Genomic DNA, 24,097 nt, shown 5'->3' with positions numbered 1-24,097 from the left:
GCCGCCACGCCGGCCTGGAATTCAAAACTGAAATTCCCACGCCGTTTTCATGCGAATTCCAGCTATCGCCCCGCGCTGGCCTTGTCCACCTGCAGGGCGAATTCGATGCACTCCGCGCTCGGCCCCGTCCACTGGCCAAACCCGATCCAGCCGTGTCCCCTCAGCGTGACCTCGTCGCGGCGCAAAATGAATGGCTCGGCGCCATCCATGCTGACGTGGGTGCCGTTCGAGCTCCTGTCGATCAGTACATAGCGGCCGGCGCGCGGCTCGGCCATGGCCTGGAACCGCGACGCCAGGCGGTCCGACACCACGATGGTCATGCCGGCGTCACGCCCGATGGTGACCGGCGCCGAGACCGCGTTCATCTCGACCACGGTGTCCCGGTAGCGCAAGGTGAGGAAAGCGGCATGCGACAGCGGCTCCTTGAACCCCGCGATCAGGGTCAGGTCGGTGGCCTGCTGCCAGATCGCCTCGTACAACTCGACCGGCTGCGCCCTGCCGCGCACGTGGATCGGGTACAGGTAGCGCGTCATCTGGCGCAGCGGCGCGGGCAGGTCCGCCACCGCGTCCTTGCTGGTGATGATCTGGCCGCGCGCGGCGAGCCCGGACAGCCGCGCGGCCAGGTTCACGGCATCGCCGAAGACATCGCCGGACGCGTCGAACAGGATCGGGCCATGGTGGAAGCCGATGTGGGACGACATGGTGAAGCCGGCCACGGGCGGCAGTTCCGCAACGGCCCGCTGTATGTCCAATGCCGCCTGCAACGCCTGCTCTGCGCAGGGGAACAGCACCATGACCTCGTCGCCGATGGTCTTGATGAGCCGGCCTTGCGAGGCCTCGGAACAGGATTTCATCGCAGCGATGCAACGGCCGACCGCGGCAAGGGCGGCGGCGTTGCCCGCGCGCTCATAGAGCCGCGTACTGCCGCTGACATCCGCGAACAGTACCGAACCCTCCGACGCCTGGTGTAGCAGTTCCCGGTCCATGTGCATCCTGATCCGTCCCGCCATCGCGGTGAGGCGATCCGGCCAGCTGCCGGCGCCACGCCTCCGCATGCAGGGAATTCTGGCACCGGCAAAGCCGATGCTCAATATGAATCTGGAGCACGCCGGACGAGGAAGTAAAGGAGAATCGGCGCACGCATCGGGGGAGCGGCGCAAGGCCACGCGAACGGATTGCCGATGGGGTGGGATGCGCCCTGCGGGGCGCCAGAAAAAACAAAACCCCGGAAGACCGCGATCTTCCGGGGTTCCGCCGCCAAGGACGGTTGTCATTGGCGGAGACGGAGGGATTCGAACCCTCGATCCAGGTTTTGGCCCGGATGCTCCCTTAGCAGGGGAGTGCCTTCGACCTCTCGGCCACGTCTCCCAAACTTGCGTTGTGTGAGGGAGCCACACAACGAAGCGCGTATTCTAGCGATGCCGCCGGGGTTGGTCAATGAAAAATCGATGACTCAACACAAATTTTGCGGCCTCGCCAGAAAAGCTTACGAACGGGTCACGCCTGTTCCAGTTCGAAGGCCTTGTGCAGCGCGCGCACGGCCAGCTCCATGTACTTCTCGTCGATCAGCACCGAGATCTTGATTTCCGAGGTGGAGATCATCTGGATGTTGATGCCCTCTTCCGACAGCGTGCGGAACATCTTGCTGGCGATGCCGACGTGCGAGCGCATGCCCACGCCCACCACCGACACCTTCGACACCTTGGGGTCGCCCGACACGCTGCCGGCGCCGATGTGCGCCTTCACGCCATCGTTCAGGATGGCCAGCGCGCGCTGGTACTCGCCGCGCGGCACGGTGAAGGTGAAGTCGGTCTTGCCGTCGACGGACTGGTTCTGGATGATCATGTCGACGTCGATGTTGGCGTCGGCGACCGGGCCCAGGATCTGGTAGGCGATGCCGGGCTTGTCGGGCACGCCCAGGACGGTGATCTTGGCTTCGTCGCGGGCAAAGGCGATGCCGGAGATGACAGCGGCTTCCATGGTGGAGTCTTCTTCCTCAAAAGTGATCAGCGTGCCCGAGTGCATTTCCTGCTCGAGCGGCATAAGCGGGTCGGTCAGCGACGACAGCACGCGGGTCTTGACGCGGTACTTGCCGGCAAACTCCACCGAGCGGATCTGCAGCACCTTGGAGCCCAGGCTGGCCATTTCCAGCATTTCCTCGAAGGTGATCTGGTCCAGGCGGCGGGCGTCCTCGACCACGCGCGGATCGGTGGTGTAGACGCCGTCGACGTCGGTGTAGATCAGGCACTCATCGGCCTCGATCGCGGCGGCGATGGCCACGGCCGAGGTGTCCGAGCCGCCGCGGCCGAGCGTGGTGATGTTGCCGTCGTCGTCGATGCCCTGGAAGCCGGTGATCACGACCACGCGGCCGGCGTCGAGGTCGGCCAGGATGCGCTCGTCGTCGATCGATTCGATGCGGGCCTTGGTGTAGGACGAATCGGTCTTCACCGGAACCTGCCAGCCGGTGTAGCTGACGGCGTCGATGTCCTCGCCGTGCAGGGCGATCGCCAGCAGCGCCACGCTGGCCTGTTCGCCGGTGGAGGCGAGCATGTCCAGTTCACGCGGAGCGGGCTGGGGCGAAATTTCCTTGGCGAGTCCCAGCAGGCGATTGGTCTCGCCCGACATGGCCGAAGGCACCACGACTACGCGGTGACCGGCGCGGTGCCACTTGGCCACGCGCTTGGCGACATTCTTGATGCGTTCCGTGGAACCCATCGAAGTGCCGCCGTATTTGTGAACGATGAGAGCCATCTTCTTGTCGACGCCAGCGATTGTGCAAAGCCCTTGAAAATACACGAAGCGGGCCGGTCAGGCAAGGCGCACGGGGACTATCTGCGCCAGGCCGGATGTGATGCCAACGGCTGGCGAACGCCATCGAACCGCCGTTCGGCAAGGTCAGCGCGGTGGCATTGCCAGCGTCGGCGCCTGCGGATGCCACGCCACGCGCCAGCGCGGCGCCGGCGCTGCGTCGGGCCAGCGGCGATGCATGCCCAGCCCGGCGGCCAGCACCAGCGTGTCGCCGGCCCACAGCAGCGGCAGCCAGGCCCTGCGCCAGGCCGGGATGCCGGCCTCCTGGCAGGCCTGCTTCAGCGCCCGGGCGGGGCCGCCGGGGCGCAGCACGATACGTTCGCCGCCGCTGCGCGCGGCCAGGCGCAAGGGCTGGCGCAGTACCGCTTCGGGCACGCCGAAGGTGTCGTCGCGAAAGAAATGTAGTTCGCCGCGCCAGGCGGGCACGACGATGCGGGCCTCGCCGCGCCAGTCCAGCAGTACGGGCTCTGGCACCTGCGCCGGCGGCGGCACGCAGGCCAGCACGCGCTCACGGAAACGACGCAGCACCAGGCCCTCATGCGCGATGGCGGGCTCGCCGCCGGCGTGCGCGACCAGTTGCCCGCACATCGCCGCCAGCCGCGCGGTGGACGGGGCGCGCACGCCGAGGTCGCGCAGCCACAGGCGCAGCACCGCATCGGCCTGCGCGCCCGGCAACGCGCGCAGGCCCGGCAGGTCGAGTTCAGACAGCGTGTCGGCGTCGCGGCCAGACCGCACCAGCGTGGCCAGCGTGGCGGCAGCCATCTGGTCGATCAGCGCGCCGGCCTGCGCAAAATGCGCGGCGGCCTGCACCACGTTGACCGCCAGCGCCGGAAACGCCGCCTGCAACGCCGGCAGTTGCTGGCGCAAGGCGTTGCGCGTGTAGCGGCCGTCGGCATTGGACGGGTCGTCGATCCACTGCAGCGCGTTGGCGGCACAGTATTGCTCGATGCCGGCGCGCGGCACGTCCAGCCACGGACGCAGCAGCATCACGCCGCTGTGCGGATCCAGCGGGCGCATTGCCGGCATTCCGGCCATGCCGGCCACGCCGGCGCCGCGGAACAGCCGCAGCAGCACGGTCTCGACCTGGTCGTCCAGGTGGTGGGCAAACAGCAGCAAGCGCGCGCCGCTGTCGGCGCACATCGCCGCCAGCGCGGCATAGCGCGCGCGCCGCGCGGCGGCTTCCACGCCCTCGCCCGCCGCCGGCCGCACCGACACGCGCCGCACGAAATAGCCGACCTGCCACTGCGCGCACAGCGCGGCGCAGAAGCGGTCCCAGTCGTCGGCCTCGGCCTGCAGGCCGTGATGGACATGCAGCGCCACCACGCGCGCGCCATCGCCCGCCTGCGCCACCGCCGCGCGCGCGGCATGCAGCAGTGCGACCGAGTCGCGCCCGCCCGACAGCGCCACCGCGACCGTCGACGGCGCCGCGGTGGCACCGCCAGAAACAACAAAGGCCGCACCGGCCTGCAGGGCCTGTGCGACCTTGTCGGTCAGCCGGGCGGACGGGTCAGTCCTGGGCGCCGGTTTCCTTGAACTTGCCATAGGCCAGCAGGCGCTCGTAGCGGCGTGCCTGCAATTCCTTCACGCTGATGCCCTGGAACTGGCGCAGCGACTCGGCCAGCGAGCGCTTGAGCATCGCCGCCATGCCCTTGTAGTCGCGGTGCGCGCCGCCCAGCGGCTCGCTCACGATCTTGTCGATCAGGCCCAGCGCCTTCAGGCGGTGCGCCGTCAGGCCCAGCGCCTCGGCGGCTTCAGGAGCCTTCTCGGCGGTCTTCCACAGGATCGAGGCGCAGCCTTCCGGCGAGATCACGGCGTAGGTGGCGAACTGCAGCATCTGCACCACGTCGCCCACGGCAATCGCCAGCGCGCCGCCCGAACCGCCTTCGCCGATGATGGTGGCGATCAGCGGCACCTTCAGGCCTGCCATCACGTACAGGTTATGGCCGATGGCCTCGGACTGGCCGCGCTCTTCGGCGTCGATGCCGGGGAATGCGCCCGGGGTGTCGACGAAGGTGAAGATCGGCAGCCCGAACTTGTCTGCCAGCTCCATCAGGCGCTTGGCCTTGCGGTAGCCCTCGGGCTTGGGCATGCCGAAATTGCGCATGGCGCGCTCTTTCGTGTCACGGCCCTTCTGGTGCCCGATCACCATGCACGACTGGCCATTGAAGCGCGCCAGGCCGCCGATGATCGACAGGTCGTCGGCGAAGGTGCGGTCGCCGTGCAGTTCGTGGAAATCGGTGAAGATCTCGCGCACGTAGTCCAGCGTATAGGGACGCTGGGGGTGGCGGGCGATTTGCGCAACCTGCCACGGGGTCAGGTTGGCATAGATGTCCTTGGTCAGCTGCTGGCTCTTGCCGGCCAGCCGCGAAATCTCTTCGGAAATATCGACAGCCGAATCGTCCTGCACGAAGCGCAGTTCTTCGATCTTTGCCTCGAGTTCGGCAATGGGCTGCTCAAAATCCAGGAAGGTGGTTTTCATAAAATCACACGTACCTGTCTGTGAAGGGGCGCATTCTACCGGAAATTGGCCGCTATCTTAGCGCCTGCCGGATAGCCTGCAATGCACCTGGAGTTAATTTTTATTGCCGCAATGCCTAATACGTCACTGGCAAGGGGTCGAGGCTGCGCCACATATACCAGGTCGCCACGGTGCGCCACGGCTCCCAGTTGGCCGCCACCTCGCGCGCCTCGCTGCGCGTCACCGGCTCGCCGCTGAAATAGTTGGTGGAGATGGCGTTGATCAGGCCGACGTCGTCGAGCGGCAGCACATTGGGCCGCATCAGGTTGAACATCAGGAACATCTCGGCGGTCCAGCGGCCGATGCCGCGGATCTGCGTCAACTCGGCGATGACGGCCTCGTCGTCCATCTGCGCCCACTGCGCGACATGCACCGTGCCGGCCTTGAAGTGCCCGGCCAGGTCGATCAGGTATTCCGCCTTGCGCTTGGACACGCCGCAGCCCGCCAGCTTCTCGGGGCCCGCGCGCAGGAACTGCGCCGGCGCCAGCCGCGGGCACACCGCGTGCAGGCGCTCCCACACCGACTGCGCGGCCTTGACCGAGATCTGCTGGCCCACCACCGCGCGCGCCAGCGTGACGAACGGGTCGCCGCGCGAGACCAGGTGCGCGGGACCGTAGGTCGGGATCATCTTGCGCAGGATGCGGTCGCGCTTCATCAGGTCCGCGCACGCCTCGTCCCAGTATGCAGGGCGCACGGCATCGGCGACGGTCTCGACCGGCAGCGGCACCGCCTGGGCTTCCGGCAGCACGACCTTGGCGTTGCGCGCGGCCTTTGCCGCGGAGCGCGTGGCGTCCTTGCTGGTGTCCTTGCCATCCGGCAGCGGCGCCTCCCTGGCGCCGGCCTTGCCAGGGCGCGGGCCGGCCGCCTTCGCCCGGCCCGCGGTGGCGGGCGGCGTGGCGGCAGCGGGCTTGCGCGCGGCAGCGTTCAAGCACGCCTCCACTCGGTGGCACCGCCCGGCTTGTCTTCCAGCACGATGCCCCCTTCCAGCAGCTGCGCGCGGATGCGGTCCGCCTCGGCGAAGTTGCGCTCGGCCTTGGCGGCCTTGCGCGCCGCAATCAGCGTTTCGATCTCGTCCGGCGACGGGCCGTCAGCGGACTTGCCGCCCTGCAGGAAGGTGTGCGGATCGCGCTCGAGCAGCCCCAGCGTGCCGGCCAGCCCCTTGAGCTGGCGCGCGGCCGCGGTGGAGCCGGTGCGGTTGATCTCGCTGGCCAGGTCGAACAGCACCGACATCGCGATCGGCGTGTTGAAGTCGTCGCCCATGGCCTCGGCGAAGCGCTTCGCGTGCGGCTCGTCCCAGTCCACCGCGCAGCCGCCCGGCTGGCTGTCCTTGAGCGCCGTGTACAGGCGCGTCAGCGCGTGGCGCGCATCGTCCAGGTGCGCGTCGCTGTAGTTCAGCGGGCTGCGGTAGTGCGCGCGCAGGATGAAGAAGCGCACGACCTCGGCGTCGTACGCCTTCAGCACCTCGCGGATGGTGAAAAAATTGCCAAGCGACTTGGACATTTTCTCGTCGTTGATGCGCACGAAGCCGTTGTGCATCCACAGGTTGACGAAGGGCTTGCCGCTGGCGCCTTCGGACTGCGCGATCTCGTTCTCGTGGTGCGGGAACTGCAGGTCTGCCCCGCCGCCATGGATGTCGAAATGCTCGCCCAGCAGCGCGCAGCTCATCGCAGAGCATTCAATATGCCAGCCCGGGCGGCCGGCGCCCCACTTCGAATCCCACTTGCTCTCGGGCGGCTCGCTGGCCTTGGCGGATTTCCACAGCACGAAGTCGAGCGGGTCCTGCTTGGCATCGTTGGCGCTGACACGCTCGCCGGCGCGCAGGTCTTCCAGCGACTTGCCGGACAGCTTGCCGTAGCCGTCGAACTTGCGCACCGAGTAGTTCACGTCGCCGTCGCTGGCCTGGTAGGCCAGGCCCTTCGCCTCGAGCTTGCCGATCATGTCGAGCATCTGCGGCACGTAGTCGGTGGCGCGCGGCTCGTAGTCGGGACGGATCACGCCCAGCGCGGCGGCATCCTCGTGCATGTACTGGATGAAGCGCGTGGTCAGCTCGCCGATGGTCTCGCCGTTCTCGACCGCGCGGCGGATGATCTTGTCGTCGATATCGGTGATGTTCTGCACATACGTCACCTCGTAGCCGGCGGCGCGCAGCCACCGGTGCACCATGTCGAACACCACCATCACGCGCGCGTGGCCGACGTGACAATAGTCGTACACGGTCATGCCGCACACATACATGCGGACCTTGCCGGGTTCGATTGGCACGAATGGCTGCTTCTCACGCGCGAGCGTGTTGTAGATGTTGAGGGGCTGCATGAAACGAAGTGAGTGGTGAGAGGAGTCTGCCGGTTCCACACGGCAGGCAGCGCGAACGCCGCTGCTGGCGCAATGCCGTCGCGCCCCATATCTTACCGGAAGGCGGTGCGCGAGTCGGACCCGCGGCCCGGCCGGCCGGCGCGCATGCACGTGCGCACGCACGTCGTGCATGAACACCGCACGCCTGGCCGCCGCGGCATCGCCTTCGTGCCGCACTTGCCGCTTTGCTAGAATGCCGCGGAGTATAACGGACCCGTCCTCAATGAGCCTGCCGCTGCCCTCCCCGTTTTCTGCCGTCTCCGCTACGCGCACGCGCCGGCGCGGATCCCGCACCGTCCTGCCGCTGCTGGCCCTGGCCGCGGCGCTGGCAGGCCCTGCGTCCGCGCAGAACGGCCCGCTCTCGCTGGCGGTGCCGACCTCGCCGGTCGGCGGCATCCAGTCGACCGACCCTGGCATGGGCGAGGCCCAGCAAGCCGCCAACGCGCGCCGCTACGAGGACGCCATCAAGGGCTTCGACCGCGTGCTGGCCACCAACCCGCGCAATGCGCAGGCACGCTTCCAGCGCGCCTGGGCACTGGCCCAGGCGGGCCGCGAAGACGAGGCGATCCAGGCCTTCAGCGAGATGGCGCAGGACTTTCCCGAACTGCCCGAGCCGCACAACAACCTGGCGCTGCTCTATGCCAAGCGCGGCGACCTGAAGCGCGCCGAAGCCGAATTGCTGCTGGCCACCGAGGTCAAGCCCGCCTTCGCGGTCGGCTACACCAATCTGGGCGACGTCTACCGCCGCCTGGCCGAGCAGGCCTACACCGAAGCGCTGCGCCGCAATCCCGGCGATGCCCGCGCCAGTGCGGGCCTGCGCCAGCTGGCGCCGGCTTCCGCCGTGGCAGCGCCACCGAAGCCGGCCGCACCCGCGGCCACCGGCCGCAAGGCGGCGCCGGGCGGGCGCCAGTCGCCGGCCAGCGCCCCCGCGGCCAACTGACAGCAGTCATCCGCAGGCCCGGCGCGGCATGCCCGGGCCGTGTCCATCCCGACTTACCGGAGTTCCCTTCATGATCCGTTCCCGTCGCATCGTCATTGCCGGCCTGGCCGCAGGCGCCCTCGCGCTGACTTCGTTCAGCGCGCTGGCCCAGCAGAAGGCCGCCGAGCGCGTCCAGTTCGTCACCAGCGCCGGCAAGTTCACGGTCGAGCTTTATCCCGAGGCCGCGCCCAAGACCGTCGCGAACTTCCTGGAATATGTGAAGAGCGGCTTCTACAGTGGCACCATCTTCCACCGCGTGATCAACGGCTTCATGGTGCAGGGCGGCGGCTTCGACCGCGACATGAAGGAAAAGCCCACGCGCGCGCCGATCCCGCTGGAAGCCCGCAGCGGCCTGAAGAACAAGGCCGGCACGGTTGCCATGGCGCGCACCAGCAACCCGGATTCGGCCACCGCGCAGTTCTTCGTCAATGTGGTGGATAATCCGAATCTCGACTACCCGCAGCCGGACGGCAATGGCTATGCCGTCTTCGGCAAGGTGGTGGAAGGCATGGACACGATCGACAAGATCAAGGCCGTGCCGACCACGGCCTACGGCCCGATGCGCAACGTGCCGGCCGCGCCGATCGTGATCGAGTCGGCCACCGTCGTCAAATAATTACCGAACAGAGGAAACCGCCATGTCCAAGGTACAGCTGCAGACCAACAAGGGTGTCATCACCCTGGAACTCGACGCCGAGAAGGCCCCAAAAACGGTTGAGAACTTCCTGTCGTATGTCCGCAAGGGCCACTACGACAACACCATCTTCCACCGCGTGATCAAGAACTTCATGATCCAGGGCGGCGGCTTCGAGCCCGGCATGAAGCAGAAGGACACCGACGCCCCGATCGAGAACGAAGCCGGCAACGGCCTGAAGAACGACCGCTACACCGTGGCCATGGCGCGCACCAATGCGCCGCACTCGGCCACCGCGCAGTTCTTCATCAACGTGGTCGACAACGACTTCCTCAACTTCTCGTCGCCCACCCCGCAGGGCTTCGGCTATGCCGTGTTCGGCAAGGTCGTCGACGGCACCGACGTGGTCGAGCAGATCAAGGGCGTGCGCACCGGCAGCTCGGGCTTTCACCAGGACGTGCCGCTGGAAGACGTCGTGATCGAGAAGGCCGTCGTCGTCGAGTAAGCCGATGCCTGCCGATTGCGGTACCGTGCGCGCGCGCGTGCCGGCCTGCGTGCCGGCCTTCTTCTCCCGACACCACGCATGACCGCAATCTCCCACACGCCGGTGGCCGGTCCCCTCGAGGTACAGGCGCCGGCGTGGTTCATTTCAGACCTGCATCTGACGCCCGGCATGCCGCGCACGCTGGCAGCCTTCGAGCGCACGCTCGAGCGCGCCGCCGCGCAGGCGCGCGCGCTGTTCATCCTGGGCGACTTCTTTGAATTCTGGGTCGGCGACGAAGAAACCGAGGCGCCGTTCGCGCAACGCGTGGCGCTGGCGCTGCGCGCGCTGGCCGCGCACGGCGTCGCGGTGTACCTGATGCACGGCAACCGCGACTTCCTGCTGGGCCGGCGCTTCGCCGGCGCCGCCGGCGCCACGCTGCTGCCCGACCCCACCGTGATCCACTGCGCCGGCCAGCGCGTGGTGCTGAGCCACGGCGACATGCTGTGCATCGACGACGAACGCTACAACCGGTTTCGCCACTGGACCCGCAAGCGCTGGGTGCAGCGCGTGTTCCTGGCGCTGCCGCTGCGCGCGCGCCTGGCGGTGGCCCGCAAGCTGCGCGCCGACAGCGAAGGCAACCGCGCCAGGCAACGTGAGGCTGGTGTCGCGGCACCGGCGATCTATGGCGATGTGGCGCCCGCGGCGGCGGCGCAATTGCTCGGCGCCGCCGGCGCATCGCTGCTGGTCCATGGCCACACCCATCGCCCGGCACGCCATGAAGACGGCGCTGGCGTGCGCTGGGTGCTGACCGACTGGGACCTGGATGGCGCGCATCCGCGCGCGGCGGTGCTGCAGCTGGACCGAGACGGCTTCCGTCTGCTGCCGCAGACCGACTGACCGGCGCCGCGGGCGAGCGGCGCCGCCCATGCCTGCACGCCGTTACTTCATCAGCTTGCGCAGTTCGCTGGCATCGAACGGGTCGTTCGGGGTGTTCTCCAGGTGTTCGCCAAGCCGGTCGAGCGCGGCCAGCACGGCCTCGATGCGGTCATGCTGGACCGCGGCATTGTCGATCAGGCTCTTGAGCGCCAGCGACACCGGGTCGTCCGCGTTGGGCGTGATGCCGTAGGCCGAAAACTCCTGCCTCGCGCCCTGCTGCACCGACGGCGCATCCGGCAGGATGATGCGGGCCGGAATGCCCACCGCGGTCGCCCCTGGCGGCACCGGCTTGAGCACCACCGCATTGGAGCCCACGCGCGCGCCGTCGCCCACCACGAATCCGCCCAGCACCTTGGCGCCCGCGCTGACCACCACGCCGACACCGAGGGTCGGATGCCGCTTCTGGCCCTTGTACAGCGACGTGCCGCCCAGCGTCACGCCCTGGTAGATGGTGCAGTCGTCGCCGATCTGCGCGGTCTCGCCGATGACCACGCCCATGCCGTGGTCGATGAACACGCGCCGGCCCAGCGTCGCCGCCGGATGGATCTCGATGCCGGTGAAAAAGCGCGACCAGTGCGAAATCCAGCGGCCCAGCCAGTGCCAGCCCGCGCGCCAGCACGCATGCGCCAGCCGGTGCAGCAGCACCGCGTGCAGGCCCGGATAGCAGGTCAGGACTTCCAGGCGGCTGCGCGCGGCGGGATCGCGCAGCATGATCGTGTCGATATCTTCCTTCAGGCGAGAGAACATCTTGGTCGTGTCGTGGTGCCGCGCCGTGCGCCACGACACGCGGGCCAGGGCCCGGGGCGGGGTCGCCGGCGCGGTCGGGGGCCGGTGAAGAGGATCAGGAGTGTAAGGGATTTGCCGGCCCGCCTTGCGGCGCCGGCGTTTGGCCCCTGATCCGCCAGGGACATTGCTGCGATGCTGCGATCAACATCGACCGGGCCTGCGCCCACCCGCGGCGGCAGGACGCCCGGCCACGCCGCCTCGGCATGCACCGGCCTGGTCCCACATCGCATCGCTACGGGTTGCTGCCACAGTCCTTTGCTCCTGTCACCGGTCGGCCTGCGGGCCGGACTGGTTCTGCGCGGCAATCAGCATGTGCTTGGCGATGCCGCGCAGGATGTTCACTTCCTCGCGCTCGAGGCCGCTGCGCGCCAGCAGGCGGCGCAGCCGGGTCATCAGCTTGCGCGGATTGGACGGATCGAGAAATCCGATCGCCTCCAGCCCGGTCTGCAGGTGGCCGAACATGGCCTCGACCTGTTCCGCCGTGGCCGGCTCGCCAGCATAGCCGATATTGGCGCCCGCGTCCGGGGCCGCCTCCAGCAGCGCCAGCCGCATCTCGTAGGCGACCAGCTGCACCGCCTGCGCCAGGTTCAGCGAGGCATAGGCGGGATTGGCGGGGATATGGGTCACGGCGTTGCAGCGCTCCACCACCTCGTTGGGCAGGCCATAACGCTCGTTGCCGAACACGAACGCCACGTCGCCGCTGCCGGACAGGGTCTGGCGCGCCCGCGCGGCGGCGGCGCGCGGCAGCAGCCGCGGCGGTCCGAACTCGCGCTGGCGCGCGGTCATGGCGACGGTCAACGCGGCCCCGGCCAGGGCCGCATCGACGTGGTCGACGATCACGGCGGCGGCCAGCACGTCGTCGGCGCCGCTGGCCATGGCCACGGCATCGGGATGCCGCAGCACCTCGGGCTCGCGCGGCGAGACCAGCACCAGGCTGCCGAAGCCCATGGTCTTGATCGCCCGCGCCACCGAGCCGACGTTGCCGGGATGGCTGGTTTCGACCAGCACGAAGCGCACGCGGCCGAAGGCATCCCCGCCTGACGTGGGGGTGGCGGGCTGGCTCGTATCAATTGCCGGGTTCATATACAATTCGGGGTTCTTCTTTGGCGCGGCGCCAGGTTTATGCATGCGCGCGGGACGTTCGCGACACATTTATTTGCGAAGCGTCCTGCAGCAAGGCCGGCGACGCCCCACGTTCTTCTACAATCCGTTGTGTTGTCAGCTGCCCATGAGCGGGCGAGCGGCGCTTTGGCGCCCCGCCGCGCGGTCGTGGCCGGCCTGGAGAGATTCATGCATCCGATGCTCAATATCGCCATCAAGGCGGCCCGCAAGGCGGGATCCATCATCAACCGCGCGTCGCTCGACGTCGATCTGGTGCGCGTCTCGCGCAAGCAACACAACGATTTCGTTACCGAGGTCGACCGCGCCGCCGAAGCCGCGATCATCGAGATCCTGCGCACGGCCTACCCGGAACACGGCATTCTAGCGGAAGAATCCGGCCAGTCCTGGACCGAAGAAGAAGCCACCCATGAGTACACCTGGGTCATCGACCCGCTCGACGGCACCACCAACTTCATCCACGGCTTCCCGCAATACGCGGTTTCGATCGCCCAGCTGCACCGCGGCACGCCGGTGCAGGCGGTGGTCTACGACCCGACCCGCGACGAGCTGTTCACCGCCTCCAAGGGTGCCGGCGCCTTCCTCAACAACCGTCGCATCCGCGTCACCCGCCGCGACAAGCTGGCCGACTGCCTGATCGGCACCGGCTTCCCCTTCCGCGACCTGGAAGGCGTGGAGGAATACCTCGAGATCTTCGCGCTGATGACGCGCAGCTGCGCCGGCCTGCGCCGCCCGGGCGCCGCCGCGCTGGACCTGGCCTACGTCGCCTGCGGCCGCCTCGACGGCTTCTTCGAGCGCGGCCTGCAGCCGTGGGACATGGCCGCCGGCATGCTGCTGATCACCGAGTCGGGCGGCCTGGTAGGCAACTACGCCGGCGAGCCGCGCCAGCTGGAACAAGGCGAAGTGCTGGCCGGCAACCCCAAGGCCTTTGCCCAGATGGTGCGCCTGCTGTCGCCGTACTCGCTGGACAACGCCAAGCCCACCGCCGCCTGACCCCTGCAGATGGCCTGAGCGGCCATGCAAGCACGCCCGCCGCACCCCGGCGGGCGTTTGTTTTTTTGGGGCCGCACGCCGGTGCGCCCCGCGTGCGGCTTCGTCTCATACCCCGGCGAGCCATGATCCTGGTCAAGGCCGCGCCGCCCTGCGCTCACCAGAATGAATCCATGCGCCACGCCATGTGCGCGCGGATCCAGCCACAGGAGAGCCAGCATGTTTCCCGAGTACCGCGAACAGATCACCGCCCTCAAAACGCAGGACGCCCGCTTTGCGCGGCTGTTCCACCGCCACAATACGCTCGACCAGGAAATCCATAACATGGAGGCGGGCTTGGTGCCGGCGTCCACCTTCGAGATCGAGCGGCTGAAAAAGGAGAAGCTGCTGCTCAAGGACCAGCTCTATCAGATCCTGCGCCGCACCACCGCCTGACCGGAGGCGCGCAGATGACCGATCGCGACACCCTCCCCACCCGCATCCCCACCCGTACCCCCACCACCACACGGCCGCGCGCCACCGCCAGGGGCGATGTGCTGCCCACCCGTTCGGCGCTGTCGGCGCAGCGCAATGAAGTCGACAGCGCCGTCGAAGCCGCGGTGCAACTCGCGGCAAGCGGCATGCAGGACATCCTCGCCAGCCAGGCCGGCGATGGCGCCGGCATGCTGGGAGCCGTCCGCACCCTGCTCGACGGCCTGGCGCCGGACGAGGCCGCGCAACTGCGCAGCCTCATTCTCGAGGGCGACCCCGCCGCCTGGCAGGCCGGCCGCCAGCGCCACCCGGACGATGAGCTGTCCGCCGGCTGGCGCGAAGGCGCGTACCCGTACCAGAACCTGATGTCGCGGCGCGGTTACGAGAAGCAGAAGTACCGCCTGCAGGTCGAACTGCTCAAGTTCCAGGCCTGGGTGCGCGAGACCGGCCAGCGCGTGGTGATCCTGTTCGAAGGCCGCGACGCCGCCGGCAAGGGCGGCACCATCAAACGCTTCATGGAACACATGAACCCGCGCGGCGCCCGTGTGGTGGCCCTGGAAAAGCCCACCGAGGCCGAGCGCGGGCAATGGTATTTCCAGCGCTACGTGCAGCACCTGCCGTCTGCTGGCGAGATCGTGCTGTTCGACCGTTCCTGGTACAACCGCGCCGGCGTCGAACACGTGATGGGCTTCTGCTCGACCCGCGAATACCAGGACTTCCTGCAGCAGGCGCCCGACTTCGAGCGGCACCTGGTGCGCAGCGGCATCCACCTGTTCAAGTTCTGGTTCTCGGTCAGCCAGAAGGAGCAGCGCCGACGCTTTCGCGAGCGCGAGATCCATCCGCTCAAGCAATGGAAGCTCAGCCCGGTCGACGTTGCCTCGCTCGACAAATGGGACGACTACACCCGTGCCAAGGAAGCCATGTTCGCGCATACCGATACCGCCGATGCGCCATGGACGGTGATCCGCTCCGATTGCAAGAAGCGCGCGCGGCTCAATGCACTGCGCTACATCCTGTCGCGCTTCCCCTATGCCAACCGCGACACCACCGCCATCGGCCAGCCGGATCCGCTGATCGTCGGGCGCGCGCTGGCCAACTGAGCGCGGCAAGACCGGGCTCCGCCCTCGTGTGCCCGGCTCGCGCCATTCGCTTCACACAACAACTGAAAAAGGACCCCATGTTCAAGCACATCCTGCTCCCCGTCGACGGCTCGGAGCTGTCGCACCAGGCCGTCTCCGCCGGCATCCAGTTCGCCCGCACCGCCGGGGCACGGCTCACGCCCTACATGTGCGTGGAGAGCTATCCCTATGTGCTGACCAGCGACAGCTCGCACGAAAAGCGGGACGCCTACCAGCAGCGCGTCGAAGCCGAGGCGCGCCAGGAACTGGCCAAGGTCGAGTCCGCGGCCGCGCTGGCCGGCGTGCCGTGCAGCGGCCACGTCTCCAGCGCTTCGGCGCCGTACCAGGGCATCATCCATGCCGCCCGGGACCTGGGCTGCGATGTCATCTTCATGGCCTCGCACGGCCGCCGCGGACTCAGCGGCCTGCTGCTCGGCAGCGAAACGCAGAAAGTGCTGACCCATAGCAACATCCCGGTGCTGGTGTTCCGCTGATCCTGCACCCGCGCAGCGCGGCTGCGCCGCTTCGGCGGCAGCACCGTGCTGTACCATATCGCCCATATTCGAAAACGCCCCTTCGTGCCGCGGCCACAGGCCGCCGGAGCAGCGCCCGGCCCGCCCCCGCGGGGGCGCTTTTCTTGGCACGCAAGGTGCGTTCGGCGCGGATCGGGCGGCACGACGCAGGCCCACCGCCAGACAGGCTAAATGGCAATGGGATTGCAGAAGAAAACCGACCCTGAACAGGCACAGGCAGACGCCGCAGGCAGCCGCCACACGCCCATGATGCAGCAATATTTGCGCATCAAGGCGGACCACCCCGACACCCTGCTGTTCTACCGCATGGGTGACTTCTATGAACTTTTCCATGACGATGCCGAGAAGGCCGCGCGCCTGCTCGACATCACGCTGACCGCGCGCGGCGCGTCGAATGGCGTGCCGATCCGCATGGCCGGTATCCCCTTCCATTCGGCCGACCAGTATCTGGCACGGTTGGTAAAGCTGGGCGAGTCGGTGGCGATCTGCGAGCAGATCGGCGACCCCGCCACCAGCAAGGGGCCGGTGGAGCGCAAGGTGGTGCGCATCGTCACCCCCGGCACGCTGACCGATGCCGCGCTGCTGCCCGACAAGGCCGATACCTTCCTGATGGCCGTGCACCAGCAGACCACGCGCCGCGGCGTCAGCAAGACCGGCCTGGCGTGGCTGAACCTGGCCAGCGGCGAGCTGCGCCTGATGGAATGCGAAGCGGCGCTGCTGGGCCGCGAGCTGGAGCGCATTCGCCCGGCCGAGCTTTTGTATGCGGATGGCATTGACCTGCCCGCACTGGCTTGCGCACGAACCCGCCTGCCGGAATGGCATTTCGACCAGGACGCCGGCACGCGCCGGCTGCGCGAGCAGTTGGGCGTGGCCAGCCTGGAACCGTTCGGCTGCGCCGGTCTGGGGGCCGCGCTGGGCGCGGCGGGCGCGCTGCTGAACTACGCCGCCACCACCCAAGGGCAGTCGCTGCGCCATGTGCAGGGCGTGAAGGTCGAGCGCGAATCGGAGTACGTCGGCCTGGATTCCGCCACCCGGCGTAACCTGGAACTGACCGAAACGCTGCGCGGCGGCGAGTCGCCGACGCTGTTCTCTCTGCTGGACACCTGCTGCACCGCCATGGGCAGCCGCGCGCTGCGCCACTGGCTGCACCACCCGCTGCGCGACCCGGCCGTGCCGCAGGCGCGCCAGCAGGCCATCGGCGTGCTGATCGACCAGGGCACCGACGCGCTGCGCGGCGCGCTGCGCCGGCTCGCCGACGTCGAGCGCATCACCTCGCGGCTGGCGCTGCTCAATGCGCGTCCGCGCGACCTGTCGTCGCTGCGCGACACGCTGCGCGCGCTGCCCGAGGTGCAGGCCTGCCTGCGCGACGACCAGGGCAGCATGCTGCTGGCGCAGACCCTGCAGGACCTGGCCGTGCCGCAGGACTGCCTGGACCTGCTGGTGCGCGCCGTGGCCGAAGAGCCCGCCACCGTGGTGCGCGACGGCGGCGTGATCGCGCGCGGCTTCGATGCCGAGCTCGACGAGCTGCGCGATATTTCCGAAAATTGCGGCCAGTTCCTGATCGACCTGGAAGCGCGCGAGCGCGCCCGCACCGGCATTGCCAACCTGCGCGTCGAGTTCAACCGCGTGCATGGCTTCTATATCGAGGTCACCAACGGCCAGGCCGACAAGGTGCCCGACGACTACCGGCGCCGCCAGACCCTGAAGAACGCCGAGCGCTACATCACGCCCGAACTCAAGGCCTTCGAGGACAAGGCCCTGTCGGCACAGGACCGCGCCCTGGCGCGCGAAAAGCAGCTCTACGAGGGCCTGCTGCAGGCACTGCTGCCGCATATCGCCGAGCTGCAGCGCGTGGCCGCCGCGCTGGCGCGGCTGGACGTGCTGGCGGCCCTGGCCGAGCGCGCGCAGACGCTGGACTGGTCGGCGCCGGAGCGCGTCGCCGAGAACGTGGTCGATATCGTGCAGGGCCGGCACCCGGTGGTCGAAGGCCAGCTCGCGGCGGAGTCGGTGGCGTTCATCGCCAACGACTGCCAGCTCAACGAGGCGCGCAAGCTGTTGCTGATCACCGGCCCGAACATGGGCGGTAAATCGACCTTCATGCGCCAGACCGCGCTGATCGTGCTGCTGGCCTGCGTCGGCGCCTATGTGCCGGCGCGGCGGGCGGCGATCGGACCGATCGACCGCATCTTTACCCGCATCGGTGCCGCCGACGACCTGGCCGGCGGGCGCTCGACCTTCATGGTCGAAATGACCGAAGCCGCTGGCATCCTGCATCACGCCACCCCGGCATCGCTGGTGCTGATGGACGAGATCGGCCGCGGCACCTCGACCTTCGACGGCCTGGCGCTGGCCTGGGCGATCGCGCGCCACCTGCTGTCGCACAACCGCAGCCATACCCTGTTCGCCACGCATTACTTCGAACTGACGCAGCTGCCGCAGGAGTTTCCGCAGGCGGCCAACGTGCACCTGTCGGCGGTCGAGCATGGTGACGGCATCGTGTTCCTGCACGCGGTGCAGGACGGCCCGGCCAGCCAGAGCTACGGCCTGCAGGTGGCGCAACTGGCGGGCGTGCCGCAGCCGGTAATCCGCGCCGCGCGCAAGCACCTGGCCTGGCTGGAGCAGCAATCCGCCGACGCTACGCCTACGCCGCAGCTCGACCTGTTCGCCGCACCGCCGACGCCGGACGGCGACGACGCCTGGGATGACGACGCTGCCGCCACGGCCGCCTCCGCCCCAGCGCTGGCGCCCGAGCAGGCAGCCGTGATCGACGCGCTGGCCGATATGGATCCGGACACGCTGACGCCGCGCGCGGCGCTTGAGGCGCTATACCGGCTCAAGGCGCTGGCGGGCGAGGCGGTCGATACGGCATGAAGGCGCTGCTCCGGGGCCTGCCGAGCCTGCTGCTGCCATGGCTGTGCCTGGCCGCCATGGCGGCGGCCGCGCCGCACGCGCTGGCGGCGCGGGCGCCGGCCAAGCCGCAGGTGGTGCGAGTTGCGCTGATCGCCGACCTGCCGCAATGGCCCGCCGCGGAAGCCAGCCTGGCGACGCTGCTCGACCACTTCGCCGAGCGCAAGCTGAACCTTGTGATCCACGCCGGCGGCATCAAGGGCGATACGGAGTCATGCAGCGACGCCGTGCTCGGCAGCCGCCAGCAGCTGCTGAGCCAGTCGCCGCTGCCGCTGATCTACGTGCCGGGCGAAACCGACTGGTCCGAATGCAGGCTGCCGGTCAATGGCAGCTTCGACCCGGTCGAGCGGCTGAGCCGGCTGCGCGAACTGTTCTTTCCGGAAGACGCCACGCTCGGACGGCAGACGCGGCCGCTGGTGCGGCAATCGGACCAGGCGCTGTTCCGCAGCTTTCGCGAGAACATGCGCATCAGTGTCGGCGACGTGCTGATCGTCGGCCTGAACGTGCCGGGCGACAACAACCACTACCGCGACGAAGGCGGCCGCAACAGCGAATTCGAGGACCGGCGCGAAGCCAACCGGCAGTGGCTGGCGCGGGCGTTCTCGGTGGCGCGCCAGCGCGACCTTAACGGCATCGTCGTGGTCGCCCATGCCGATCCGCATTTCGCCAACGGCTGGGAGAAGAAAGGACGGCCCACGCTGCTCGACGGCTTCATGCGCCATCGCACGCGCGATGGCTACCTGGAATTCAAGCGGCAGCTGCGCGACCTGAGCGCGCGCTTCAACGGCCACGTGTTGCTGGTGCACGCCGCCGGCAGCGGCGCCGACAGCGGCTTCGGCATCGACAAGCCGCTGCGCGACGCGGCCGGCAAGGTGATGCAGAACTTCACGCGCGTGTCGCTGCCGGCCAGCTCGATCTCGCAATGGGCCGAGTTGGTGATCACGCCCGCCGCGGCGTCGCCGTTCGCGGTGGTGCTGAAGGACGCCCCGGCACCGAACTGACGCGCGCGCCAAAGCAAAGAAGCCGGCAACGGCCGGCTTCCTGGTGACAGCACTGCAAGCGAAAGCTCAGTGCAGCGTGCGCGGGGTATCGTCGTCCTCGTCTTCGTCCACCACTTCAACGCCCGAGGCGCCGTGGGCGTGGCCATGCTCGACTTCCTCGGCGGTGGCTTCGCGCACTTCCGAAACCTTCAGCCAGAAGCGCAGCGCCATGCCGGCCAGCGGATGGTTGCCGTCCAGCACGACCTTGTCCTCGGCCACGTCGGTCACGGTGTAGATGACGGAGTCTTCTTCGTCGCCGTCCTCGGGCATGCCTTCGAACTGCATGCCGACTTCGAGCGGCTCGGGGAAGCGGTTGCGCGGCTCGACCTTCACCAGGTCGGCATCGTAGTCGCCGAACGCGTCTTCCGGCTCCAGCTGCAACTGGGTCTCGAAGCCGGTGTCATGGCCGTCGAGCGCTTCCTCGATCTTGGGGAACGTGCCATCATAGCCGCCGTGCAAATAGACCATGGCTTCATCTGACTCCTCGATCAGATTGCCTTGCGCGTCCGATAGCTTGTACATCACGGACACCACCGTGTTCTTAGCGATTTTCAATTCTTGACTCCATGAACGATTCCGCATTATACGCGCAGGCCCTGCCCCCTGGCCCCGTCGATCCAGACACTCCGCTCGACCTGCTTGGTGGCATGACGCCTGCTGCATTCATGCGGGATGTCTGGCATCGCAAGCCCTTGCTCATTCGACAGGCGGTGCCGGGAATTGTGCCGCCGGTGTCGCGCGATGCGCTTTTCGATCTCGCCGATCGCGACGATGTCGAATCGCGCCTGGTGACGCACTTCCGCAACCGTTGGAAGCTCGCGCATGGTCCATTTGCGCGCGAAAACCTGCCCGGCGTCAAGACCCGCCAGTGGACGCTGCTGGTGCAGGGCGTCAACCTGCACGATGCCGCCGCGGCGGAACTGATGGGCCGCTTCCGCTTCGTGCCCGATGCGCGCCTCGACGACGTGATGATCAGCTACGCCACCGATGGCGGCGGCGTGGGCCCGCACTTCGACTCGTATGACGTGTTCCTGCTGCAAGTCTCGGGCCGACGCCGCTGGCGCATTTCGTCACAGACCAGCCTCGAGCTGATCCCTGAGATGCCGCTGAAGATTCTTGCCGACTTCAGCGCGGAACAGGAATGGGTACTGGAACCGGGCGACATGCTGTACCTGCCGCCGCAATATGCGCACGATGGTATTGCCGAAGGCGAATGCATGACCTGCTCGATCGGTTTCCGCGCACCCGCCTATCGCGAATTGGCCGGACACTTCCTGGCATGGCTGTCGGAAACGGTGGAAGACAACGAGGATCTCGGCGGCCGTTATGCCGATGCCGGCGAGCGCGCCGCGGCCCGTCCCGCGCAATTGCCGGCGGGCATGGCCAAGGCGGTGGCGGAACGGCTCAAGGCACTCCAATGGAACAGCCAGATGGTGTCGGAATTCCTTGGCAGCCATCTGTCCGAGCCCAAACCTGGCGTTGAATTTGCAGAGATCGCTGACATGCCGTTGCGCCGTTATGCGACACTTGCGTCCCGGCATGGGGTGGTGCTGGCGCCGGCATCGATTGCGCTTTACGACCGGGCCAATTTCTTCCTGAACGGAGAAGCCTATGAGCCGCCGGCCGAATTGATGCCGTGGCTGAAGAAGTTGGCCGATAATCGGCAGCTTAGTGCGCAGGAGGTCGAGAACTGTGCCGATCTGCCCGATTTGATGGAAACCTTCCATCACTGGACCCTGGAAGGATGGTTGCAATTGGGGCCGCGGCTGTAATAATGCGTAACATTGCGAATCAGCAAATTTCGGCGCTACACAAGCCGGGAAAACGCGGATATAATCGTTGGCTGGCTAGTACTGTGGACCACTGCATATGTCGGCACCCGGGAGGGCCTAATTTTGCAGTTCAAGAGCGATAATTACCGGTAATTATTCATCGCCTGTTTTTCGTTATTACAAGTTAAAGGACGAACAATGAAGAAGTCTCTCCTGATCGCATCGCTGCTGGCCGCTGTTGCTCTCGCTGCTTGCGGCAAGAAGGAAGAAGCTGCCGCCCCGGCCGCTGACACGGCTGCTCCGGCTGCTACCGCTCCTGCTGCTGAAGCTTCGGCTCCGGCTGCTGAAGCCCCGGTCGCTCCGGCTGCTGACGCTTCGGCCCCGGCTGCTGACGCCTCGGCTCCGGCTGCTGACGCTTCGGCTCCGGCCGCCAAGCAGTAATCGGTTTCTGACCGATAAAAAAACCGGCCTTCGGGCCGGTTTTTGTTTTTGGGGCGCGCCCTCGCGCGGTCCCTGCAGCCACGGGCCTCAGGCCCGCACCGCCTGCCACGCCAGGCCTTCGTCCTGGTCCGCCACCAGCACTTCGCTCGGCCTGGCGCCCAGCGCCGCCGCCAGCGCACCGGTGGCCAGTTCACGCGTGTTGTTCTGCTTGCTCAGGTGGGCCGCCACCACGCGGTTCAGGCCGTCATGGGCCACCTGCGCCAGGATGCTGGCCGCGACTTCATTGGCCAGGTGGCCGAAGTCGCCGCCGATGCGCCGCTTGAGCGAGGCCGGATAGACCGAATTGCGCAGCAGCTCGCGGTCATGGTTGCATTCGAGCACCAGCGCATCGACGCCCGCCAGGCGCGCGGTCAAGTAAGGCGTTTCCATGCCCGCATCGGTTAGCACACCAAGCCGTGCCTGCCCGTCCGACAGCACGAACTGCACCGGCTCGCGCGCGTCGTGCGGCACGGTGTAGGGCAGCACCTGCAGGCCGCCGATGGCGAAGCCATGGTCGGCACAGCAGACCCGCACGTCGGCCACGTCGGCGCCGCGCAGGTGCGAGGTGGCCAGCCAGGTGCCGTGGCTGGCATAGACCGTCAGGCGATGGCGCGCGGCAAAGGCATAGGCCGAACCGACATGGTCGCCATGCTCATGCGTGACCAGCACGGCGTCGAGCTGGTCCGGCGTGACGCCCAGGCGCTCCAGGCGCCGGGCGGTCTCGCGGATGCCGAAGCCGCAGTCCAGCAGCACGCGGGTGGTGGTGGTGTCTTCGCGGGATTCGATCAGCAGCGAGTTGCCCTCGCTGCCGCTGCCGAGGAAGGCGAAGCGCATCATGGCCGCGCCCTCCCCGCCAGGCACCGGCCGGGACGGCCGGCTGGCAAGCCAGCACTCATGCGCCGGCTCAGTGCAGTTGCTCGTCGAGCAGCGACAGGATGCGCTTGCCGACTTCGCCGTTCTCCGGCTGGCCAGCATCGTTGAGCACCGTCACCAGCGTGCCGCTGCCCGTGCCCTTGAGCGAGACGCGGTACTTCTTGGCGGTCTTGGGATCGTCCGGCTTGGTGAACAGCTTGGAGAAGAAGCCGCGGTTGTCGACCGTGTTGCGCGGGTCGACATAGCGCACGTAATACAGCCCTTGCGCGCGATCGCGATCTTCGACGGTGAAGTTGACGCGGTCCAGCGACAGCCCCACCGAGCGCCAGGCACGGTCGAATGGCTCGGGCAGCTGCAGCGCCGGGGCGCCATTGACCTGGGCCAGGTACGACTTGTTCGGCGTGGCACCGTCGGCGCCGGCAGCGGCACCCGCGGCGGCCGTGGTGCTGGCGGCAGCGCCCGCCGCCGCGGCGGTATTGCCGGCCGGCGTCGGGCTCTTGGCCATGCGGTCGGCCTGCTCCTTCTGCACGCCCAGGCGCTGGGCCAGGCGCGACAGGAACTCGGCTTCCAGCTCGGGATCGGCCGGGCGCGGGGTCCACACCGTGCTCGACTTGTCGATGCCGGTCAGCTGTTCCTGAGCGCCACGGTGGCTGATGAAGACTTCCAGCGTGCCGTTCTGCGCGCGCTCGACGCGGGTGCGGAACTTGTCGCGCTCGGAGGTGGAGTACAGGCCGTCGAACACCTTGCCGATGGTATTGCGGATGATGTCCTGCGGGATCTTGGCGCGGTTCTCGGCCCAGTCGGTTTCCATGATGCCGGTCTCGGGCGAGTCCTGCACCAGCAGGAAACCGCTTTCCTGCCAGAAGCCGCGCAGTTGCTGCCACAGCTGGTCGCCGCGCATGCCGTTGCTGATCACCAGCCAGCGCTGGTTGCCGTCGCGCTCCATGCGGATGCCCTGCGCCGACGGCAGCACGTTCTCGGTCGGCGATTGCTCGCGCACCTTGGTGGCCTGGCTGTACGTCGACAGCGTCGAGGTGCCGTTGGCATCGGGTACCGAATAGCGCCGGTCGCCTTCCAGCTTGGTCAGGTCGGGCGGCACGTCGAGCGTGGGCGTGCGCTTCGAGGCCGACGACTTGTAGTCGATCTTGTCGGGCTGCATGGCCTCGTTGAGGCTGCTGCAGCCGGTCAGCACACCGGCAGCAAGCACGGGCACAACCAGGGCGGGGGGGGGGGGGGGGGGGGGGGGGCCGCCGGGGGGGGAGGAAAAGGATTTGAAGGAAAAAAACAGAAGGAAAAA

General features: G+C 67.9%; 23 protein-coding genes and 1 tRNA gene. 12 read left to right on the top strand and 12 right to left on the bottom strand.

The features are described from left to right. Positions 1–62: 62 nt before the first annotated feature. From AC3FMM_RS15305 to cysS, 7 genes are all read right to left on the bottom strand, one after another. Positions 63–992, bottom strand: coding sequence for an adenylate/guanylate cyclase domain-containing protein (locus tag AC3FMM_RS15305; RefSeq protein WP_414248031.1), 930 nt, complete (start codon positions 990–992; stop codon positions 63–65). A gap of 282 nt (positions 993–1,274) precedes the next feature. Beyond that, positions 1,275–1,368 (bottom strand) — tRNA-Ser (locus AC3FMM_RS15300). 129 nt (positions 1,369–1,497) lie between these two features. Further along, positions 1,498–2,751 carry an aspartate kinase gene (locus AC3FMM_RS15295; protein WP_115708984.1) on the bottom strand — a complete coding sequence of 418 codons (1,254 nt, stop codon included), beginning with the start codon at positions 2,749–2,751 and terminating at the stop codon, positions 1,498–1,500. Positions 2,752–2,895: 144 nt separating this feature from the next. Further along, positions 2,896–4,350 carry a tRNA lysidine(34) synthetase TilS gene (gene tilS, locus AC3FMM_RS15290; protein WP_488686896.1) on the bottom strand — a complete coding sequence of 485 codons (1,455 nt, stop codon included), beginning with the start codon at positions 4,348–4,350 and terminating at the stop codon, positions 2,896–2,898. Then, complete coding sequence (locus AC3FMM_RS15285; protein ID WP_115708980.1) at positions 4,316–5,287, bottom strand: acetyl-CoA carboxylase carboxyltransferase subunit alpha; 972 nt, start codon at positions 5,285–5,287, stop codon at positions 4,316–4,318. The genes tilS and AC3FMM_RS15285 overlap by 35 nt, the downstream gene beginning before the upstream one ends. A 115-nt stretch (positions 5,288–5,402) precedes the next feature. After that, positions 5,403–6,254, bottom strand: a complete 852-nt coding sequence (locus tag AC3FMM_RS15280) for a DNA-3-methyladenine glycosylase family protein (RefSeq protein ID WP_115708978.1) — start codon at positions 6,252–6,254, stop codon at positions 5,403–5,405. Continuing rightward, positions 6,251–7,639, bottom strand: coding sequence for a cysteine--tRNA ligase (cysS, locus tag AC3FMM_RS15275; RefSeq protein WP_115708976.1), 1,389 nt, complete (start codon positions 7,637–7,639; stop codon positions 6,251–6,253). The genes AC3FMM_RS15280 and cysS overlap by 4 nt, the downstream gene beginning before the upstream one ends. A gap of 262 nt (positions 7,640–7,901) precedes the next feature. Here cysS and AC3FMM_RS15270 point away from each other — a divergent pair, with 262 nt between their 5' ends. The 4 genes from AC3FMM_RS15270 to AC3FMM_RS15255 all read left to right on the top strand — a co-directional run bounded on the left by AC3FMM_RS15270 (position 7,902) and on the right by AC3FMM_RS15255 (position 10,672). After that, entirely contained in the window at positions 7,902–8,618 is a 717-nt protein-coding gene (locus tag AC3FMM_RS15270; protein WP_115708974.1) for a tetratricopeptide repeat protein, read from the top strand. A 70-nt stretch (positions 8,619–8,688) separates the two neighbouring features. Beyond that, complete coding sequence (locus AC3FMM_RS15265) at positions 8,689–9,273, top strand: peptidylprolyl isomerase (protein ID WP_488686895.1); 585 nt, start codon at positions 8,689–8,691, stop codon at positions 9,271–9,273. Positions 9,274–9,295: 22 nt separating this feature from the next. Then, positions 9,296–9,796, top strand: a complete 501-nt coding sequence (locus tag AC3FMM_RS15260; protein ID WP_012352488.1) for a peptidylprolyl isomerase — start codon at positions 9,296–9,298, stop codon at positions 9,794–9,796. Positions 9,797–9,874: 78 nt separating this feature from the next. Further along, on the top strand, positions 9,875–10,672 hold the full coding sequence (locus AC3FMM_RS15255) for a UDP-2,3-diacylglucosamine diphosphatase (RefSeq protein WP_488686894.1): 798 nt from the start codon (positions 9,875–9,877) through the stop codon (positions 10,670–10,672). A 42-nt stretch (positions 10,673–10,714) separates the two neighbouring features. On the opposite strand, the gene cysE is transcribed toward AC3FMM_RS15255, so the two are convergent. Next, positions 10,715–11,458 (bottom strand): serine O-acetyltransferase, encoded by a 744-nt coding sequence (cysE, locus tag AC3FMM_RS15250; protein ID WP_115711614.1) that lies wholly within the window; start codon positions 11,456–11,458, stop codon positions 10,715–10,717. 303 nt (positions 11,459–11,761) lie between these two features. Next, a complete protein-coding gene (locus tag AC3FMM_RS15245) occupies positions 11,762–12,580 on the bottom strand; it encodes an RNA methyltransferase (RefSeq protein WP_442784890.1) in 819 nt (272 codons plus the stop codon). A gap of 207 nt (positions 12,581–12,787) precedes the next feature. Here AC3FMM_RS15245 and AC3FMM_RS15240 point away from each other — a divergent pair, with 207 nt between their 5' ends. The 6 genes from AC3FMM_RS15240 (at position 12,788) to AC3FMM_RS15215 (ending at position 19,636) form a co-directional block, all read left to right on the top strand. Beyond that, positions 12,788–13,609, top strand: coding sequence for an inositol monophosphatase family protein (locus AC3FMM_RS15240; RefSeq protein WP_116312388.1), 822 nt, complete (start codon positions 12,788–12,790; stop codon positions 13,607–13,609). A 216-nt stretch (positions 13,610–13,825) separates the two neighbouring features. Continuing rightward, positions 13,826–14,041 carry an HP1242/YdcH family protein gene (locus AC3FMM_RS15235; RefSeq protein WP_115708966.1) on the top strand — a complete coding sequence of 72 codons (216 nt, stop codon included), beginning with the start codon at positions 13,826–13,828 and terminating at the stop codon, positions 14,039–14,041. A 14-nt stretch (positions 14,042–14,055) separates the two neighbouring features. Next, a complete protein-coding gene (gene ppk2 / locus AC3FMM_RS15230; RefSeq protein ID WP_115708964.1) occupies positions 14,056–15,177 on the top strand; it encodes a polyphosphate kinase 2 in 1,122 nt (373 codons plus the stop codon). A gap of 77 nt (positions 15,178–15,254) precedes the next feature. After that, positions 15,255–15,689 carry a universal stress protein gene (locus AC3FMM_RS15225; RefSeq protein ID WP_115679941.1) on the top strand — a complete coding sequence of 145 codons (435 nt, stop codon included), beginning with the start codon at positions 15,255–15,257 and terminating at the stop codon, positions 15,687–15,689. Positions 15,690–15,905: 216 nt separating this feature from the next. Next, positions 15,906–18,599 carry a DNA mismatch repair protein MutS gene (gene mutS, locus AC3FMM_RS15220; RefSeq protein WP_326346863.1) on the top strand — a complete coding sequence of 898 codons (2,694 nt, stop codon included), beginning with the start codon at positions 15,906–15,908 and terminating at the stop codon, positions 18,597–18,599. After that, positions 18,596–19,636: a hypothetical protein gene (locus AC3FMM_RS15215; RefSeq protein WP_115708960.1), complete on the top strand. Its 1,041-nt coding sequence runs from the start codon at positions 18,596–18,598 to the stop codon at positions 19,634–19,636. The genes mutS and AC3FMM_RS15215 overlap by 4 nt, the downstream gene beginning before the upstream one ends. A gap of 66 nt (positions 19,637–19,702) precedes the next feature. Here AC3FMM_RS15215 and AC3FMM_RS15210 read toward each other — a convergent pair whose 3' ends face one another. Further along, a complete protein-coding gene (locus AC3FMM_RS15210; RefSeq protein ID WP_025582242.1) occupies positions 19,703–20,230 on the bottom strand; it encodes an FKBP-type peptidyl-prolyl cis-trans isomerase in 528 nt (175 codons plus the stop codon). An 11-nt stretch (positions 20,231–20,241) separates the two neighbouring features. On the opposite strand from AC3FMM_RS15210, the gene AC3FMM_RS15205 reads away from it, so the two are divergent. Both AC3FMM_RS15205 and AC3FMM_RS15200 read left to right on the top strand, forming a co-directional pair. Next, positions 20,242–21,447 (top strand): cupin domain-containing protein, encoded by a 1,206-nt coding sequence (locus tag AC3FMM_RS15205; protein ID WP_198035966.1) that lies wholly within the window; start codon positions 20,242–20,244, stop codon positions 21,445–21,447. Positions 21,448–21,645: 198 nt separating this feature from the next. After that, the gene (locus AC3FMM_RS15200; protein WP_092313758.1) at positions 21,646–21,888 is read left to right on the top strand and encodes a hypothetical protein; all 243 of its coding nucleotides are present in this window, start codon (positions 21,646–21,648) and stop codon (positions 21,886–21,888) included. Positions 21,889–21,975: 87 nt separating this feature from the next. On the opposite strand, the gene AC3FMM_RS15195 is transcribed toward AC3FMM_RS15200, so the two are convergent. Both AC3FMM_RS15195 and bamC read right to left on the bottom strand, forming a co-directional pair. After that, positions 21,976–22,764 carry an MBL fold metallo-hydrolase gene (locus AC3FMM_RS15195; protein WP_488686893.1) on the bottom strand — a complete coding sequence of 263 codons (789 nt, stop codon included), beginning with the start codon at positions 22,762–22,764 and terminating at the stop codon, positions 21,976–21,978. Between the two features lie 67 nt (positions 22,765–22,831). Then, positions 22,832–23,959 carry an NlpB/DapX family lipoprotein gene (gene bamC, locus AC3FMM_RS15190; protein ID WP_488686924.1) on the bottom strand — a complete coding sequence of 376 codons (1,128 nt, stop codon included), beginning with the start codon at positions 23,957–23,959 and terminating at the stop codon, positions 22,832–22,834. Positions 23,960–24,097 lie beyond the last annotated feature (138 nt).

This window comes from Cupriavidus sp. 207A1 (genome assembly GCF_057798955.1).
This window is presented reverse-complemented; position numbering and strand designations above follow the sequence as displayed.